The sequence below is a fragment of the Corallococcus sicarius genome, from assembly GCF_003611735.1.
GTDB lineage: Bacteria > Myxococcota > Myxococcia > Myxococcales > Myxococcaceae > Corallococcus > Corallococcus sicarius.
The window spans coordinates 1-17,520 of the sequence record NZ_RAWG01000200.1; the positions used below are offsets into that span (position 1 = coordinate 1).

The 17,520-nt window shown below is 71.4% G+C and carries 15 protein-coding genes and 1 pseudogene; 14 read left to right on the top strand and 2 right to left on the bottom strand.

The window, feature by feature from the left end; all coding sequences use genetic code 11:
* On the top strand, positions 1-1,119 hold a 1,119-nt coding region (locus tag D7X12_RS26655; RefSeq protein WP_147443813.1), incomplete at its 5' end, for a sigma-54 interaction domain-containing protein.
* Positions 1,116-3,668 carry a bifunctional serine/threonine-protein kinase/formylglycine-generating enzyme family protein gene (locus tag D7X12_RS26660; protein ID WP_120628091.1) on the top strand — a complete coding sequence of 851 codons (2,553 nt, stop codon included), beginning with the start codon at positions 1,116-1,118 and terminating at the stop codon, positions 3,666-3,668. The genes D7X12_RS26655 and D7X12_RS26660, both read left to right, overlap by 4 nt.
* Positions 3,669-3,699: 31 nt before the next feature.
* Here the strand turns inward: D7X12_RS26660 and D7X12_RS26665 are convergent, their stop codons facing one another.
* Positions 3,700-5,304: an ADYC domain-containing protein gene (locus D7X12_RS26665; RefSeq protein ID WP_147443814.1), complete on the bottom strand. Its 1,605-nt coding sequence runs from the start codon at positions 5,302-5,304 to the stop codon at positions 3,700-3,702.
* Positions 5,305-5,641: 337 nt separating this feature from the next.
* Between D7X12_RS26665 and D7X12_RS26670 the strand changes: the two genes are divergently transcribed.
* From D7X12_RS26670 to rtcA, 3 genes are all read left to right on the top strand, one after another.
* Complete coding sequence (locus tag D7X12_RS26670) at positions 5,642-6,376, top strand: hypothetical protein (protein WP_120628093.1); 735 nt, start codon at positions 5,642-5,644, stop codon at positions 6,374-6,376.
* 61 nt (positions 6,377-6,437) lie between these two features.
* The gene (locus D7X12_RS26675) at positions 6,438-8,384 is read left to right on the top strand and encodes a CocE/NonD family hydrolase (RefSeq protein WP_120628094.1); all 1,947 of its coding nucleotides are present in this window, start codon (positions 6,438-6,440) and stop codon (positions 8,382-8,384) included.
* A 97-nt stretch (positions 8,385-8,481) separates the two neighbouring features.
* Complete coding sequence (rtcA, locus tag D7X12_RS26680; protein ID WP_120628095.1) at positions 8,482-9,558, top strand: RNA 3'-terminal phosphate cyclase; 1,077 nt, start codon at positions 8,482-8,484, stop codon at positions 9,556-9,558.
* Position 9,559: 1 nt separating this feature from the next.
* On the opposite strand, the gene D7X12_RS26685 is transcribed toward rtcA, so the two are convergent.
* Positions 9,560-9,913 carry a hypothetical protein gene (locus D7X12_RS26685; RefSeq protein ID WP_120628096.1) on the bottom strand — a complete coding sequence of 118 codons (354 nt, stop codon included), beginning with the start codon at positions 9,911-9,913 and terminating at the stop codon, positions 9,560-9,562.
* Between the two features lie 78 nt (positions 9,914-9,991).
* Here D7X12_RS26685 and sppA point away from each other — a divergent pair, with 78 nt between their 5' ends.
* The 9 genes and pseudogenes from sppA to D7X12_RS26730 all read left to right on the top strand — a co-directional run.
* Positions 9,992-11,695: a signal peptide peptidase SppA gene (gene sppA, locus D7X12_RS26690; protein WP_120628097.1), complete on the top strand. Its 1,704-nt coding sequence runs from the start codon at positions 9,992-9,994 to the stop codon at positions 11,693-11,695.
* Positions 11,696-11,704: 9 nt separating this feature from the next.
* Positions 11,705-12,454 (top strand): TFIIB-type zinc ribbon-containing protein, encoded by a 750-nt coding sequence (locus D7X12_RS26695; RefSeq protein ID WP_120628098.1) that lies wholly within the window; start codon positions 11,705-11,707, stop codon positions 12,452-12,454.
* Positions 12,455-12,561: 107 nt separating this feature from the next.
* A complete protein-coding gene (locus tag D7X12_RS26700) occupies positions 12,562-13,164 on the top strand; it encodes a hypothetical protein (protein WP_120628099.1) in 603 nt (200 codons plus the stop codon).
* 153 nt (positions 13,165-13,317) lie between these two features.
* On the top strand, positions 13,318-14,406 hold the full coding sequence (gene apbC, locus D7X12_RS26705; RefSeq protein ID WP_120628100.1) for an iron-sulfur cluster carrier protein ApbC: 1,089 nt from the start codon (positions 13,318-13,320) through the stop codon (positions 14,404-14,406).
* Positions 14,407-14,430: 24 nt separating this feature from the next.
* Entirely contained in the window at positions 14,431-14,949 is a 519-nt protein-coding gene (locus tag D7X12_RS26710) for a hypothetical protein (protein ID WP_120628101.1), read from the top strand.
* 4 nt (positions 14,950-14,953) lie between these two features.
* Positions 14,954-15,421 (top strand): hypothetical protein, encoded by a 468-nt coding sequence (locus tag D7X12_RS26715; protein ID WP_208719298.1) that lies wholly within the window; start codon positions 14,954-14,956, stop codon positions 15,419-15,421.
* Between the two features lie 47 nt (positions 15,422-15,468).
* The gene (locus tag D7X12_RS26720; protein WP_120613018.1) at positions 15,469-16,317 is read left to right on the top strand and encodes a 3-hydroxyacyl-CoA dehydrogenase family protein; all 849 of its coding nucleotides are present in this window, start codon (positions 15,469-15,471) and stop codon (positions 16,315-16,317) included.
* A gap of 33 nt (positions 16,318-16,350) precedes the next feature.
* The gene (locus tag D7X12_RS26725) at positions 16,351-17,127 is read left to right on the top strand and encodes an enoyl-CoA hydratase-related protein (protein WP_120628103.1); all 777 of its coding nucleotides are present in this window, start codon (positions 16,351-16,353) and stop codon (positions 17,125-17,127) included.
* A 1-nt stretch (position 17,128) separates the two neighbouring features.
* Positions 17,129-17,520 (top strand): annotated as a pseudogene (locus D7X12_RS26730) (hypothetical protein); the annotation flags it as partial.

The window sequence follows — 17,520 nt, forward strand, 5'->3', positions numbered from 1 at the left end:
GCCACGGCGCCGGGGGACGGGATGCAGGGGGACGCGCTCCTGGGCGCGGCGAGGGCGGCGGCCCTGGCGGCGGCGCCCGGCGAGACGCGCGTCAGCGGCCCGTTGCTGTACCGGCTGGCGCTGGGGGAGCGCTCGGTGGTGGTGGCGGACGCGGCGCTGGTGCGGCTGTTCGAACTCTTGCGCCGGCTGGCGGCGAGCCCGTTGCCGGTGCTCATCCACGGGGAGACGGGCGCGGGCAAGGAGAACGCGGCGTGGGCGGTGCACCACTGGTCGCGGAGAGCCTCGCAGCCGTTCGTGGCGCTCAACTGCGCGGCGCTGCCGGAGGGCCTGGTGGAGGCGGAGCTGTTCGGCCACGAGCGGGGCGCCTTCTCCGGCGCGGACCGGGCGCGCGAGGGGCTGCTGGAGCGGGCCAGCGGTGGGACGCTGTTCCTGGACGAGGTGGCGGAGCTGTCGCTGCCCATCCAGGCGAAGCTCTTGCGCGCGTTGGATCAGCAGGTCATCACCCGGCTGGGGGACTCGCGCGAGCGGCCCGTGGACCTGCGCGTGGTGGCGGCCACGCACCGGGTGCTCGCGGACGAGGTGAAGGCCGGGCGCTTCCGGCAGGACCTGTTCTTCCGCCTGTCCGCGGCGGTGGTGGTGCTGCCGCCGCTGAGGGACAGGCCGCGGGAGCTGCCCCTGCTGGCGCGGGCCTTCCTGGAGGACGCCTGCGCGAGGACGGGCCGCCCGCCGCTGCACCTGTCCGCCGCGACCATGGGGGTGCTGGGCGCGCACGCGTGGCCGGGGAACGTGCGCGAGTTGAAGAACGCGCTGGAGTACGCAGTGGCCACGTCACCTGGGCCGGTGGTGGAGCCGTCGCACCTGCCGGCGTCCCTGTGGTCGGGAGAGGTGCCGCTGGAGCGGGACGTGGCGCCGGAGGGTGATGTGGGGCCGCGCGCGTTCAGCAACCTGGCCGAGGAGCTGCGGACGCTGGAGCGGCAGCGGATGGTGGAGGCGCTGGAGGCGACGGGCGGGGTGCAGACGCGCGCGGCGCAGCTCATCGGCATGCCGCTGCGCACGTTCGCGTTCAAGCTGAAGCAGCACCGCATCGCCTCGCGAGGAAGGGGACCGGCGGTGGAATGAGGAGCGGGGACCTCCCACCGTGGCAGCCCCCCGCGACGTTCGGGGAGTACCGCCTGTTGCAGCCGCTGGGCCGGGGCGCGATGGGCGACGTGTACCTCGCGCACGACACGGTGTTGGATCGACTGGTGGCGGTGAAGTTCATCGCGGGTGTCGCGCCCGACGAGGTCCAGCGCGAGCGCTTCCGCACCGAGGCGCGCGCCATCGCCCGGGTGCAGCATCCGAACGTGGTGGGCATCCACCGCGTGGGCGAGGTGAGGGACCGGCCCTACCTGGTGTCGGAGTTCCTGCGTGGGGACAGCCTGGACCGGCTGTCACGGCCGGTGCCGTGGGCGCGCGTGTTGGAGCTGGGCCTCGGGCTGGCGCGAGGGCTCGCGGCGGCCCACCGGCAGGGCGTGCTGCACCGGGACCTCAAGCCCGCGAACGCGCTCGTGACGGAGGACGGGCAGGTGAAGCTGCTCGACTTCGGCGTGGCGAAGCTGCTCGACGTGGCGCATGTCCCCGTCGGGCGCGTCCTCCCGCCGGACGTCCCGAAGGAGGTGGAGGGTGCCGCGACCGTGGACCTTCCGGGGGGAACGGGCACCGCGCGGAGCGGTGCCTCCCGGCGGAGCGAGACGGCAGGGCTCATGGAAGCGGAGTCCTCGCGGTCGACCGCGACCGTGGATCCGATTGAACCCCCGCACGGTCCCATGGACCTCGGATCCACGGGCCGCATCGGGACCCCGCTCTACATGGCGCCCGAGGTCTGGCGGGGTGAGCCGGCCACCGCGCGCAGCGACATCTTCTCCCTGGGCGTGCTCCTGTACGAGCTGTGCGGAGGCACGCTGCCCGGACCCCGCGCGGACGCTCCGCTCCAGCCCCGGAGCTTCGCGCGCCTGGACGTGGCCGTGCCCCAGGTCGATGCCGCCTTCGCCGGAGTGCTCGCGCGCTGTCTCGCGCATGATCCGTCCGAGCGCTTCGACTCCGCGGACGCCCTGCGCGAAGCGCTGGAGTCGCTCTCCACGCGCTCCGCCACGACGACCCGGTCCCGGCCCCGGTGGATGCGGGTGGCGCGGGTGCTCGCGCTCCCACTGTTGGCAGGGACGCTCGGACTGTCGGGCCACTGGCTCTCCGAACGCTCCCGGCGCCTGGAGGTGGAAGCGGCGCTGTCCTCCGTCGCGCCCATGCTGGACGACGGCCGGGCCCTGGGCGCCCGTGTTGAAACGCTCCGCACGGCGGCCTTCACCGCGTTCGACTCGGACCGCACGTCACTCGCGGAGGACACCTGGGCCCAGGCCCTGTCCCTGGGCGCGACGCAGGCCCGGCGCTACGAGGAGGCCACCACCGTCCTCGATGCCGCGCGGGCGCGCATCGGCGGGGACCCGATCAAGCCGTTGGAGCAGGCCCTGGCAGATGTGCTCTTCGAGCGCATCCTCATCGCGGAGCGGGACCGCGCCCACCAAGCGCGGACGGCCCTGCTTCAACGCCTGGAGAAGGTGGATCCCAGCACGAGCCAACGGCTGACCGAGCCCGTGCGGATGGACCTGGACAGCGACCCTCCCGGCGCCGTCGTCCAGGTCGAAGGCGTCGAAGTCCGGGAGCCGCGGACGCTCGGCACGACGCCCATCACCTCGGGCCCCACGCTGCGGCCCGGCTCATACCTGCTCACGTTCACGCGGCCGGACCGACCTCCCGTGCGCTACCCCGTGCTGCTGGGGCGCGGTGGCACCTTCCAGGCCCGCGTCGTCCTCCCCGAGCACGTCCCGGATGGCTACGTCTACGTGCCCCCGGGCCGCTTCCTCTACGGCAGCGGCGACGACGAGACCATCCGCCGCACCGTGGTGCGCACGCGTCCGCTGCACCCGCTCACCACGGGCGCCTTCCTCATCGCCCGCCACGAGGTCACCTACGCGGACTGGCTCACCTGGCTGCGCGCCCTGCCTGCCTCGGAGCGCGCCGCACGCAGGCCCCGGGGCACGAACTACTTCGGCACCATCGAGCTGCTCCCGAACCGGGACGGCACCTGGACCTTCCACCTGGAACACGAGGGCGTCGCCTACCGCGCGAGGGAAGGGGAGCCGCTGCGCTACCACGACCGCGAGCGCCGCGCCGAACAGGACTGGCGCCGCTTCCCCGTGTCCGGCATCTCCTGGGAGGACGCCCGCGCGTACGTCGCCTGGCTGGACGCCACGGGCCGCGTCCCCCGTGCGCGCCTGTGCACCGAACGCGAGTGGGAGCGCGCCGCCCGGGGCGCGGATGGCCGCGACTACCCGCACGGCCTGCTGCTCGCGCCGGATGACGCCAACTTCGACGCCACCTATGGCCGCAAGCCACGCGCCTTCGGGCCGGACGCGGTGGGCTCGCACCCCACGTCCAACAGTCCCTTCGGCGTGGCGGACCAGTCCGGCAACGTCTGGGAGTGGCTGGTGACGGACACCGCCGGCACGCCCGCGTATGGCGGCGGGTCGTTCTACCAGGACGCGCTCACCGCCCGGGTCCTCAACCACGGCGACGGCGAGCCGCGCACACGCTTCCCATTCATCGGGATGCGCGTGTGCGCGTCCGTGCCGTGACGGGCCCAACCTGTCCGACAGTCGGACAGGTTCAGAGATCGCGCCCCGGAAGCTGCCCCACCGCGGGCAGGTAGCCCAGGTCCCGCACGAACGTGAACCCGGACGGCGCCTCCGTGGACGTCGCGAAGACGCCCGGCATCGAATGCCGCCACAGCTTCAGGGGCCGGCGCTGGCCCGTGCTGGTCGTGTCGACGGCGCTGTACAGGTAGCCCTCGATGCCCAGGTCTCCATTCAAGGCCCTGAGGGAATAGCCGGAGACGCCGTCGCACGACGCGGAGTCCGTGAGCAGGTAGCGCCCCACGCTGTTGGCACACCGGTACAGCGGCTTGATGAAGGCCCCCATGCTCTTCTTGTGGGCTGCGGGCAGCTTCGCGGAGAGCAGGGGCCCCTCCATGCGCACCGGGACGAATGAGGCCGGCTCATCCGCCAGCCCATCCCCATTGAGGTCCACGTCGTACGCGGACACGTCCTGGCCCCATGCGTGCTCCGTCACCTCCACCGCCACCGAAGTGGTCGTCACGAAGCCCGTGTCCCCGCGCTTGAACGTCACCAGCGCCTGGTCGATGAAGAGCGAATAGGACACGAGCAGCGTCTGGTCGGAGGCTGCCGCCAGGTTGTAGTCCTCACAGGGCCTGGTGCGGACGTGCAGGTCGAGCGCGCGGTTCACGCACGTGGCCTCCAGCGCCAGGCTGTCCCAGCGCTTCTTGCCCAGGCACAGCGGCCGGACCGCACCGCACTCGCTCATCTGCCACACCGCCTCCAGCGCGTAGCCCTCCCGCCCCTGGGTCTGCGGCACGTGGCCGTCGCTCCCTCGCGCCAGCGCGTTCTGGATGCCCATGAAGGTCAGGGGCGTCCCATCCAGCGTGTTGCTGCGCCCCTCGCCGCAATAGTCCGCCATCGCCATGCGCGTGCAGAGCTGGTGGTAGTCGCGCGCGGTGGCCTCCGGGTAGGCACCGGCCCAGGGCGGATACCCCCAGTCGATGCACTTGGCGATGACGCCGCCGCCCACGAAGAACGGCTGGGTCGCGGTGCCCTCGTTCCTCGGCGCGCACGCGAACGTGAAGTAGTCCGGGTTCGGTGTCAGCTCGCCCCCGGCGGACCACGCGTGCGGCACCACGAGCGCGAACCCGCTGCCGCTCGGGCACAGGGGCACGGGCTGACGGTCGTCCGTGGAGGCCGTCACGCGGAACTCCCAGCGCGCCGCGCCGGACGCGAGCAACTCCGGCGTACACGCGGCCGTGGGCCCCGTGATGTCCTCATGACAGCGGGCCTCTTCGATGACGAGCTTCACCGTGCGACCCTCGAACGGCGCGTGGAAGGTCGTCTTCACGAGCCCGGGCCCGTCCAGGAACCGCGGCGTCGAGGCCGGCGGATTGCCCGTGGTGCAGCCCTGGACCACCATCACGCGCCCGCCCGCCAGCATCAACGCCTTCGCCGTGGAGCACTGCGCGCCAGCGGGAGGAGGGGACGGCTCCACCGAGGCCAGCGGGATGTTGATGGACTCGAAACGCTCCGTTCCATGCAGCTGCGTTCCCTGCGCGCTGTTCGTCGGCGGAGGTTCCGCCCCCGCGCCCAGGCTCGCCAACATCACCGAGCCCAGGAGCCACCGCTTCCACGTCTGATGGGATGCCCGCATGTCTTCGTCTCCCGCGTGCATGCGGATCCACGGGGCGCAGGAGCGCACCCCACCGCCGCAATCGCTCTCGCACGGACGGGTACGCCGGGGACGCGAGATATTCGAAAAGGCCCCGAATGGATCCGGCGCCGGATCCACGGGCCTGTGCAAGCCTTGCCGTGCGTGCAAGGTCCGCACGACCGCCAGCGCACCCCCTTGTGCAAACCTTGCACGATGGAGGCCCCCCGACGCGGGCACGGCCCCTGGCACGCGCCGTGCTCAGGGTCCCGGAGCATTCCAACCATCACCCACCATCACCACGGGCGGCGCACGTCGCCGCCGTGAGGGGGAAGTCATCATGAAGAAGGCACTGTTTGGCGCGGCGCTGTTCCTGGGCGTCGGCTGCGGCGGCGAAGCGCTCGAGTCCCCGACGCGGACCGAGACCGAGACGCCCGCCGCCACGGAGACGAAGGGCCTGCTCACCAGCGTGCGCCTGGACAACGGCAACGTCGTGGAGTTCTACGAGCTGCAGCCGGGCGAGGTCATCGTCACGGAGGCGGGCCAGTACCCCAACCCGCCCGCGTCCTCCATCGCGGCCCTGGAGCCGGTGGCGGCGTACCGCGAGCTGACCGGTGGCCGTGAAGTTCCGGCCGCGCTCTCCGCCGCGCAGGCCCGGCTGGAGGCGGCCCGCGCCAAGGCGCCCTCCGTTCCGCTCCAGGCCCAGGGCCCCGCGATGGACGCGTCCGCCCAGGCCGGCGCTCCCCAGGCGGACGGCGTGCGCGCCGCGGCGGGCCCGTGCGACCTGAGCTGGTTCCAGAGCAACTTCTGCCTCAGCGGCAATGACTACCACATGTGCCTGACCAACTGGGCGGGCGGCGCCTGGGTGCAGATCAACGGCGCGGACTACCACTACACCGCGGTGTGCCCGTACAGCGGCAGCGTGGTGATGAACGTCGCCGGGCAGGGCATCTGGTCGGTGCAGCAGGGCGCCTACCGCTGGGCCTCGCGCAGCGCGTCCAACTTCACCTTCCGCACGGACATCACGAACGCGGCGAACTCCAGCTTCCACTTCGCGTCGAACGTGAACTACTGACCTGACACCCTCCGGGCGGTAGTACCGTGTCCCCCCTCCGACCCATACGAAGAGGGGGGACATGCCCATCCACCGCCGCGTCCTGGCCGCAGTCGCGTTCTTCTCGCTGTCCGGCGTCGCCGGGGCCCAGACACCGCCCACGCCCACGGCGCCGCCTCCGAAGCCGCCGTCGGCGTATGAGCTGACGCCTGAGCGCGCCGCGCACCTGCGTGCGCACTACACGAAGTACGACGTGCGCATCCCCATGCGCGACGGCGTGAAGCTCTACACGTCCTTCTACGTCCCCAACGACGCCAGCCCCACGAAGCGCTACCCCGTGCTGCTGATGCGCACGCCGTATTCGGTGGAGCCCTATGGCGTGGACCGCTACCCCAGGAGCCTGGGGCCCGCGGGCTTCGAGAAGGACGGCTTCATCTTCGCGTTCCAGGACGTGCGCGGCCGGTTCATGTCCGAAGGCGAGTTCGTCAACGTGCGCCCCCACCGCGCCAGCAAGCGCGGCAAGGAGGTGGACGAGAGCAGCGACACCTACGACACCATCGAGTGGCTGGTGAAGCGCGTGCCGAACAACAACGGCCGCGTGGGGATGTGGGGCATCTCCTATCCGGGCTTCTACACGTCCGCGGGCGCCATCGACTCGCACCCCGCGCTCAAGGCGGTGTCGCCTCAGGCGCCCATCGCGGACTGGTTCTGGGACGACATGCACCGGCATGGCGCCTTCAACCTGCAGCTCGCCTTCAGCTTCTTCTCCGCCTTCGGCAAGCCGCGCCCCGCGCTCACCGACGACACGGAGTGGAAGAACTTCGAGTTCGGCACCCCGGACGCCTACCAGTTCTTCCTGGACATGGGCCCGCTGGCCAACGCGGACGCGAAGCACTTCCGAGGCGACGTCGGCTTCTGGAAGGAGATGGCCGCGCACCCCAACTACGACGCCTTCTGGCAGGCGCGCAACCTCCTGCCGCACCTGCGGAACATCAAGGCCGCGGTGATGGTGGTGGGCGGCTGGTACGACACCGAGGACCTCTACGGCCCGCTGCGCACCTACGCCGCCATCGAGAAGCAGAACCCCGGCATCGCCAACACGCTGGTGATGGGCCCCTGGTCCCACGGCGGCTGGACGCGCGAGGGCACTGGCCTGGGCGACGCGGAGTTCGGCTTCACCACGTCGGACACCTACCAGGACCTGGTGCTCGACTTCTTCAAGCACCACCTCAAGGGAGGGGCGGCCCCGGCCATCCCGGAGGCGCTCGTCTTCGAGGGCGGCGCCAACCGCTGGCGCCGCCTGGACGCGTGGCCTCCCAAGGGCGTGAAGGAGACGCGGCTGTTCTTCCAGCCCCAGGGCGCGCTCACGTACCAGGCGCCTTCGGTGAAGACGGCGTCGTTCGACGAGTACGTCAGCGACCCGGCAAAGCCCGTGCCCTACACGCAGGACCTGAGCCCCGGCTGGTCGAAGAACTACATGGCGGAGGATCAGCGCTTCACGTCGCGCCGGCCGGACGTGCTCGTCTACCAGACGCCGCCGCTGGAGAAGGACCTCACGCTCGCCGGCCCGCTGGAGGCGGAGCTGTGGGTGTCCACCACCGGCAGCGACGCGGACTGGGTGGTGAAGCTGGTGGACGTGAACCCCGGCAAGCTGCCCGGCTGGAAGAAGGCGCAGGACGAGGCCGGCGAGCGCAACCGGGGCCACCAGCAGACGCTGGTGCGCGGCGAGCCGTTCCGGGGCCGCTTCCGCGACGGCTACGTGCAGCCCAAGCCCTTCACGCCCAACGAGGTGACGAAGGTGCGCTTCGTCATCAACGACGTGTTCCACACCTTCAAGCGCGGCCACCGACTGCAGGTGCAGGTGCAGTCCAGCTGGTTCCCGTTCATCGACCGGAACCCGCAGACCTTCGTGCCCAGCATCTACGAAGCGAAGGAGTCCGACTTCGTGCGCGCCATGCACCGGGTGCACCATTCGGCGGCGCACCCGAGCGCCCTGAAGGTCTCCGTGCTTCCGGCGTTGGACGACTAGGCACCAGTCCGGCGCGCGGGGTCTGCTAGGCTCGCGCGCCGTCACGGTGCGCTCGAGCCAGCCGCTTCACCCCGCATCAGCCGACGACGGGAGGGACATGAGCGGTCAGGACCGGACCGACGTCGGGCTGGTGCAGCTCGACGGCACCATGGGGGACGGGGGAGGCCACATCCTCCGCTCGGCGCTGAGCCTGTCGCTCATCACCGGGCGCCCGTTCCTGCTCACCCGCCTGCGCGAGCACCGGGAGCCCCCGGGCCTCAGGCCCCAGCACCTGGCGTACGTGCGCGGCGCGGAGGCCCTGAGCAGCAGCACCAGCGAGGGCGCCGTCGTGGGCGCGTCCGCGTTCCACTTCAGCCCGGGCCCGGTGCGCGCGGGGGACTACCTGCTGGAGGTCGGCACCGCGGGCAGCACGCCGCTGCTCTTCCAGTGCCTCGTGTATCCGCTGGCGCTCGCGGGCGGAGGCCGGCTCACGCTGCGCGGGGCCACGCACCTGCCCCACAGCCCCAGCTTCCACGCGCTCACGGGTGCCTGGCAGCCGGTGGCCCGCGCGTACGGGCTGCCCGTGCAGCTGTCGCTCGCGCACGCGGGCTTCTACCCGGAGGGCGCGGGCGAGTTCACCGCGGAGGTGGGCGCCCCGGTGGAACCGCCGCTGCGCGTGGACCTGCCCGCGCGGGGCGTGCTGCGCGAGGTGCGGGTGATGTCCTTCGTGGGAGGGCTGCCCTTCGCCGTGGCGGAGCGTCAGTCGCGCGCCGCGGTGGCCGCGCTGCGGGAGCGGGGCATCCTGGCGGAGGCGGACAACCGGCCGCTGCCGGTGACGCGCTCGCAGGGCACGGTGACGTTCGTGCTGGCGCAGTTCGAACACACCGTCGCGGCCTTCACGTCCCTGGGGGACCGGGGCCACGACGCGGAAGGCGTGGGCCGCGAGGCGGCGGAGGCGCTCGCCCGGTTCATGGAGACGGGCGGGGCGCTGGACGAATACCTGGCGGAGCAGCTGCTCCTGCCAGCGGCGCTGCTCGCATCCGGGAGGCTGGGGCCGGTGACGCCGGGCACCACGCGCTTCACCGCCGCGCGCGTCACCGGGGATCTGCTCACCCAGGCGGAAGTGCTGGAGCGCTTCCTGCCGGTGCGGATCCGCGTGGAGCCGGGTGGAGCGGTGGAGGTCCGCCCCGCGTGATCTAGGCTTCGTCCTCGCCGGGGCGGTCGTGGATGCCGAAGGTGTTGCTCGCGGACATGTCCTTCACGGTGCCGCGGTAGGCGCGGATGGCGAAGGGCGTGGCCACCAGGAAGACGATGCCGACCAGGCCGATGGCCATCCACGGGATGGGCGTCTCCTTGATCTGCACGTCCTTGCCGTAACCGTTGAGGTTGTTGCCCATGGCGCGCGCCTTCGCGGCGTCCTTCTCCTCCTGGGTCAGCTCCTTGCGGTTCTGGAAGTCCTGGGGCTGGCGGCGCGGTGGCTGGGCCAGGACAGCACCACCCCACACGAGGGCGAGGACGAGAACAAGCCGGGAGAGGGAGGGAGGGGACATGGCCCCTGAGCCTAACAGAGCCTCCCGGCGCGATGAACAGGGGTTGCTTCATACACCCCGGGCCGTTACCCGCGCCGCATGCTCCGGCTTCCCTTCGTCCTCCTGGCCAACCTGTTGATCGGCTTGCGCCTGCTGCTGGGCCTGCCCTTTCGTCTGATGGCGGTGCGTCAGCGGCCCACGTGGGTCCGGTTCCGGCTGACGGGGAACCTGCCGTACCGGCCCCGCCCCGGGCCGCGCTTCCGGCTGGGGGGCACCCCGGTGGAGCCCGCCACGGTGGCGTCGCTGGAGGACTTCGGCCGGGCGCTGCGGACGCTCGCCGCCGACCCGAAGGTGGAGGGCATCCTCCTGGAGCTGGAGAACCTCACCCTGGCGGACGCCCGGCGTGACGCGTTGTTGACGTTGATCTCCGACTTCCAGGCCGCGGGCAAGCGGGTGGTGTCCTGGTCGGTGATGGTGGACACGTCGGCCTACCCCATCCTCGGCGCGGCGGACGAGGTGTTGCTCGCCCCCATGGGCCGCGTGGACCTGGTGGGCTTCGCCGCGGAGGCCACGGTGCTGGGCGAGGCCTTCGGACGGGTGGGCATCCACGCCCACTTCGCCCGTCGGGGCGACTACAAGACGGCGCCGGAGCTCTTCACGGACGGCACGGTGTCCGACGTGCAGCGTCAAACGCTGGAGACGTTCCTGGACGAGCGCTACGCCGTCCTCGTGGACGCCATCGCAAGGGACCGGGGCAAGACGCCGGAGGAGGCGAGGGCGCTCATCGACGCCGGGCCCTACAGCGCGAAGCGGGCGCTGGAGGCGGGGCTGGTGGACGGGCTGGTCCACGAGGCGGACCTGGGCGCGCACCTGGGCCTGGAGTCGAAGAAGAAGGCGGCCCACGATGATGAGACCCCGGTGCCGACCTTCAGCGCGTACCTGGCGACGCAGCCCTTCCCTCCGGTGCGCTGGCGGCGGCTGCGGCGCAAGCCCCGGCTGGCGGTGGTGGACGTGGCGGGCATCATCGTCCCGGGCAGCGGAGGCTCGGGCCGGTTCGCGGCGGCGGACACGGTGGTCAAGGCGCTGCGACAGGCGGCGCGCGACCCGCGCTCGAAGGCGGTGGTGCTGGCGGTGGCCAGCCCGGGCGGCTCGGCGCTCGCGTCGGAGCAGATGCTGGAGGCGGTGAAGCGGGTGGCGAAGCAGAAGCCCGTCATCGCCTACGTGGACAAGGTCTGCGCGAGCGGCGGGTACATGGCGGCCATCGGCGCGAAGGAGATCTGGTCCGCGCCGCACGCCGTGGTGGGCTCCATCGGCATCTTCCAGGGCAAGTTCGAATACGGAGACCTGCTGGACAAGCTGGGCGTGCGGAGCACCACGGTGACGCGGGGGCAGAACGCGGCGTTCGGTTCCGGCTCGCGGGGCTTCACGCCGCACGAGCGCGCCGCGCTGGAGCGCGAGGTGGAGGAGGGCTACCAGACGTTCCTGGAGCTGGTGGCGCAGGCGCGCGGCAGGACGAAGGAGGAGATCCACCAGCTCGCGGAGGGCCGGGTGTACTCGGGGCTGCGCGCGAAGGACGCGGGGCTGGTGGACCGCATCGGCGGCTTCGAGGAGGTCTGCCGCTACGCCATGGACGAGGCGCGCGTGTCCTCGGAGGACTTCGAGATCCACCGCTTTGGCCGAGGGGCCCGCTCGCGGCTGTCGCTGCTGAAGCTGCTCGCGGCGGCGGCGCACCCGACCTCCTACGCCTTCTGCACCACGGCCTGGGGCCTCTGGGGCTTCGGCACGACGGAGCCCATCGACTAGCATGGGGCCATGGCCCGTTCCTGCCCGGTGTGCCCCAGCCAGCCGTTGAACGCCGTCCAGGCATCGGACGTGGAAGTGGACGTCTGTCCGCGCTGCCATGGCCTGTACTTCGACCGGGGAGAGCTGGAGCGCTTTCCGGATCGCCCCTCGCTCAAGCCGCTGCTGGCCACGGCGAGGCAGGCTCCGTCGCGCTGCCGCAAGGGGGGCCACGTGGTGCCGCGCGCCCTGGCGAGCTGTGCCACCTGTCGCAGCGAACCCGTGGGCTGTCCGGGCTGCGGCGCGAGGCTTTCGCTGGTGTCCGCGCGCGTGTGCACGGTGGACCTCTGCACGCAGTGCGGGGGGACGTGGCTGGACGCGGGCAAGTTCGAGTCGCTCGAAAACGCCACGGTGACGGCGCCGCCCCCGGCGCCCAAGGCCGCGCAGGGCTGGGAGGTCGCCCCCGCGACGGATGGCGGCGCCGACCCCTGGCTGGCCCCGGGCGCCACGGCCCCGCTGCCGCCGTCACATTCGCCCTCGGGCGGCTACGGCCTCAGTTCGCCGCTGGCCTGTGTCCAATGCGGGCTCGCGCTTCCAGTGGCCCACGCCTGGGCCTGGAACGGCGACCTCTACTGCGGCAACCACCACCCGAAGGGCGCCGTGTCGGGCTCGAGCCTGCCCAAGCACCGCCACCCGGAAGCCGTGCCGAGCCTGGACGTGGCGGACAAAATCGAGCTGGGAGAGCTGGTGCACTGGTTCGTCCAGCTCCTGCGCCGCTACTAGCCGCCCCCCTGACCCGCCGTGCAGGGGAGGGCAGGGTGTCATTGCGACCACGCGGACGCCCGGAGATTGCTCCCCCCGGGCACGGGGTCTACCCTGCCGCGCCAGTCATGCCGCGCCTTGCTCCCCTAAGCCTCCTGCTCCTCGGCACCGCCTGCGCCACCGCGTCGCGGGAGCCCGCGTCCGTGGCGGAGGCCTACGCGAAGGCGCTGGAGGAGAACCGGCTGTCGGACGCCTACCGCCTGACGACCGGAGGGCCGGAGGGGGAGGTCGCCTTCCTGGACGAGTACTCCGACGAGAAGGCCCGCCGCGAGCGCGCCGCCGCCGTGCGCACCGGCACGGGCGTGCTGGAGGCCCGGGCCCCGTCCGTCACGCTCGCCCGTCAGGGTGAGGACTGGCGCGTGGTGGAGTCCCGCCCCGCGGACGTGCCCCGGGCGGCGCTCCGGAAGTTCCTCGACGAGGTGGAGTCCCGCGACTGGAAGGGCGCCTGGGGCCTGCTCGCCTCGCCCCTGCGCGCGCGCTACACCCCGGAGCGCCTGCGCGAGGACTTCGAGCGCGAACCCCTCGCGAAGGAGCGCCTGCGCCGCGCGCGCCTGTCCCTCAATACGCATGTGCGCGTGGCGGCGGGCGAGGCCCTGTTCCCCCTGGGAGAGGAGCGCGCCGTGCGCCTGGTGCTCGAGGACGGGGAGTACCGGGTGGCGGCCATCGAATGAAGGCCAGAAGCAGCGCGCCCCCAGACGCAGCGATGGCCGGTGCACCCTCCGGCCCCTCGCGTTAAACGACGTTGACAGCCCCCGGAGTGCTGGCAATCTCCGCCCCCCTTCAAGCGTGCAAACGCCCGTTTTCAAAAGGTTTCAGGTGTCCCGATGAGCGTTTCCCAGGCCGACGTGATGACGGCCATGTCGAAGGTGATCGATCCCGAGCTGCACATCGACCTCGTGAAGGCCGGGATGGTGAAGGACGTCCGCGTCACGGGCGACACGGTGAAGCTGAAGATTGAGCTGACCACGCCCGCGTGTCCCATGAAGGGGAAGATCCAGGCGGACGCGGAGGCGGCGCTCAAGGCCGTGCCGGGCCTGAAGACCTTCGACATCGAGTGGGGTGCCCAGGTGCGCGGCGTCGCTGGCGGCTCCGGTGGCGGCACGGCGCTGCTGCCCGGCGTGAAGAACATCCTGCTCGTGGGCGCCGGCAAGGGCGGCGTGGGCAAGAGCACGGTGGCGGTGAACCTGGCCGCGTCGCTCGCGCAGCACGGCGCCAAGGTGGGCCTGCTGGACGCGGACTTCTACGGCCCGTCGGTGCCCCTGATGACGGGCCTGGCGGACAAGCGTCCGGTGAGCCCCAACGGCAAGACGTTGGATCCGCTCATCGCCCATGGCCTCAAGGTCATGTCCATCGGCTTCCTGGTGGAGGCGGATCAGGCGCTCATCTGGCGCGGTCCCATGCTGCACGGCGCGCTGATGCAGCTGGTGCGCGACGTGAACTGGGGAGAACTGGACTACCTCATCCTGGACCTGCCCCCGGGCACGGGCGACGTGGCGCTGACGCTGTCGCAGTCGGTGCGCGCGGCGGGCGCGGTGTTGGTGACGACGCCGCAGGACGTGGCGCTGGCGGACGTGGTGCGCGCCAAGCAGATGTTCGACAAGGTGCACATCCCGGTGCTCGGCATCGTGGAGAACATGAGCCAGTTCATCTGCCCGCACTGCTCCAAGGCCACCCACATCTTCAACCACGGCGGCGGGCGCAAGGCGGCGGAGATGTTCGGCATCCCATTCCTCGGGGAGATCCCCCTGGACCTGAAGGTGCGCGAGTCCGGAGACTTGGGCGTGCCCGTGGTGGTGGGGGCCAAGGACAGCCCGGAGGCGAAGGCCTTCCAGGAGATCGCCCGGAATGTGGCCGGACGTGTGTCCGCGCAGACGATGAAGAGCGTGCCGCTGCCGGTGATGCAGGCCCGGTAGCGGGTGAACCCGTAAGGAGACTTCATGGCCCCGGCCGGCAACGACGACTTCCCGCCTGATCCGCTGTTCGATGATTCGGAGGAGCAGCATCCCGGCCGCGAGAGCCGCACGGGAGGCTTCGTGCCGGACTTCGTGCGGCGCATGGCGGTGGCCGGCATGGGCGCGGTCTTCATGACGGAGGAGGGCATCCGTTCGCTCGCGGGACAGCTCAAGCTCCCCAAGGAGGCCCTGGGCTTCATCCTCTCCCAGGCGGAGAAGACGAAGGACGACATCTCCCGCGTCGTCGCGGAGGAGCTGCGCCGCTTCATGCAGTCGGAGAAGCTCCGCGACGAGTTCCTCAAGCTGCTCTCCGGCATGACGGTGGAGGTGAAGGCGCAGATCCGCCTGGTGCCGTCGGAGAAGGCGGAGAAGGAAGAAGCGGCCCCGCCACCGGAGCCCCCCGCCAAGGGGAAGAAGGCCTCGGAGCCGGCGCCCTCGGCGCGGGTGACCATCACGGAGCTGAACGCGCGCCGTCCCGCCTCCAAGCGCACCAAGCGGGACTGACGACGTGGCGGAAGTCCCCGAACAACCGCCAGCGCCCCCGGCCCCGGCGCCAGCTCCCCCGGCGCCAGCTCCGGCGAAGCCGCGCGAGGGCTGGCGCACGCATCCGTTGCCCAAGCGGCTGGCGCTCATCGCCATCGTCGCGGTGGGCCTGTGGCTGTGGAAGGCGACGGACGTGCCCGAGCGTCAGCTCATCCTCCAGCTCGACGGAGCGGGCTGGAGCGACGTGCGCGCGATGGACCTCCAGGTCGTGGACTCGGAGGAGCAGATCCTCAAGCGAGAGGAGCGCTTCTTCACGAACGGTCCGCCCCCGGAGGTGACCTTCAAGGTGCCCCTGCCGGAGGGGACCTTCCGCACGCGCGTGTTCCTCAAGGTGCAGGGCCGTGAACAGCGGGTGCGCCTGGAGGAGCGGGTGTCGGTGGGCGAGGGTGAGGCCATCGTCCGCCAGCTGCGCCTGCCCGCCAGCAGTCGTTGACCCTCCTGGGGGCGTGCGTTATGGCCGCCGGCACAGGAGAAGTCGCCATGGCAACGGAACACATCGTCGTCGTCGGTGCAGGGCAGATGGGCGCGGGCATCGCGCAGGTGGCGCTCCAGGCGGGCCTGCGCGTGTCGCTGGTGGACGTCAACAAGGACGGCCTCGCGAAGGGCGCGGACCGCATCAAGGCGGGCCTCAAGAAGCTGGTGGAGAAGGGCAAGCTGGACGCGGCGAAGCAGCAGGCCGCGGAAGCCAACCTCGCCACCTTCACCAGCGCGCGCGACGCGAAGGACGTGGACGTCGCCATTGAAGCCGTCACGGAGAACGAGGAGCTCAAGCGCCGCATCTTCCTGGAGCTGGATGAGGTCGTCCGCCCCGGCGGCATCCTCGCCACCAACACGTCGTCCATCCCCATCACCCGCATCGCCGCGGCCACGAAGCGCCCCGAGTCCGTCATCGGGATGCACTTCATGAACCCGGTGCCGGTGATGCAGCTCGTGGAACTCATCCGCGGCGCCGCCACCAGCGACGAGACGTACGCCACCATCCGCGCCATGGCCGAGCGCATGGGCAAGACGACGGTGGTGTCCAAGGACTACCCGGGCTTCATCGTCAACCGCATCCTCATCCCGATGCTCAACGAGGCCTGCTTCGCGCTGATGGAGGGCCTGGGCACCGCGGAGGACATCGACACCGCGATGAAGCTGGGCACCAACCAGCCCATGGGCCCGCTGCAGCTCGCGGACTTCATCGGCCTGGACACGGTGCTCTACATCGCCGAGGTCCTGCACAAGGGCCTGGGTGACTCCAAGTACCGCCCGTGCCCGCTGCTGCGTCAGTACGTGGACGCCGGCTGGTACGGCAAGAAGAGCGGCCGCGGCTTCTACAAGTACTAGCCGTCCCCACGCGATACAGGAGCCTCGACGCACATGGACTACCAGAACATCAAGCTCGAGAAGGACGGCGCCATCGCCATCCTCACGGTGGACCGCCCCAAGGCATTCAACGCGCTCAACAGCGCCACCTTCCACGAGATGGACCACGCGCTGCGCTCGCTGAAGGAGGACACGCGCGCCCTCATCGTGACGGGCGGCGGGGAGAAGGCGTTCGTTTCCGGCGCGGACATCGCGGAGATGGCCACCATTACCGCTGCCCAGGCCCGCGAGTTCTCCGCGCTGGGACACCACGTCTTCCAGTCGTTGGAGAACCTGCCCATCCCCACCATCGCGGCGGTGAACGGCTTCGCGTTGGGCGGCGGCCTGGAGCTGGCGCTGGGCTGCGACCTCATCTACGCGTCGGAGAAGGCGAAGCTGGGCCTGCCGGAAGTCTCCCTCGGTGTCATCCCGGGCTTCGGCGGCACGCAGCGCCTCACCCGGCTCGTCGGCCGTGCCCGCGCGAAGGAGCTGCTCTTCACGGCGGACCGCATCGACGCGGCCCGGGCCAAGGAGATCGGCCTGGTGCTGGACGTGGTGCCCGCGGAGAAGCTGATGGACCACTGCCGCGAGGTGGCCGCGAAGATCCTCAAGAACGGTCCGCTCGCCGTGGCCCAGGCCAAGCGGGTGGTGGAGTTCGGCGCGGATCAGGACCTGCGCTCCGCCAACGAGCTGGAGCGCCAGGGCTTCGCGGTCCTCTTCGGTTCAGAGGATCAGCGCGAGGGCATGGCCGCGTTCCTCGCCAAGCGTCCCGCCGCGTTCCAGGGCAAGTGACGTGAAGCACGCGGTCGCGGCCGGAAGCCTGCTGTGCTTCCTGGCCGCGCCGCCAGCCGGAGCCGGGGACGAAGCGCAAGAAGCGCGCGCCCCGGCCCTGGTCTCCTGGAAGCGCACGCTGTGTCTCTACACGCTGTGCTTCCTGGAGCCGCTCGTCCCGGACCTCCGGCGCGAGTGGGGTGATGGCGCCCATTGGGTGCTCTCATGGCCCATTCACCCGTGGGCGACACCGCCCCTGGAGGTGCCCGGTCCCACACTCATCGTGTCACCCTTCGTGGAGCCCCAGCTGCGGCTGCGGCCCTCCACGTTCCGTCTGCTCGCCGGGGCCCGCGTGTCGGCCTTTCCGGATGCCTTGCGCTTCGGCGTGCTGGCCGAGGGGGCGGGCGTCTGGGG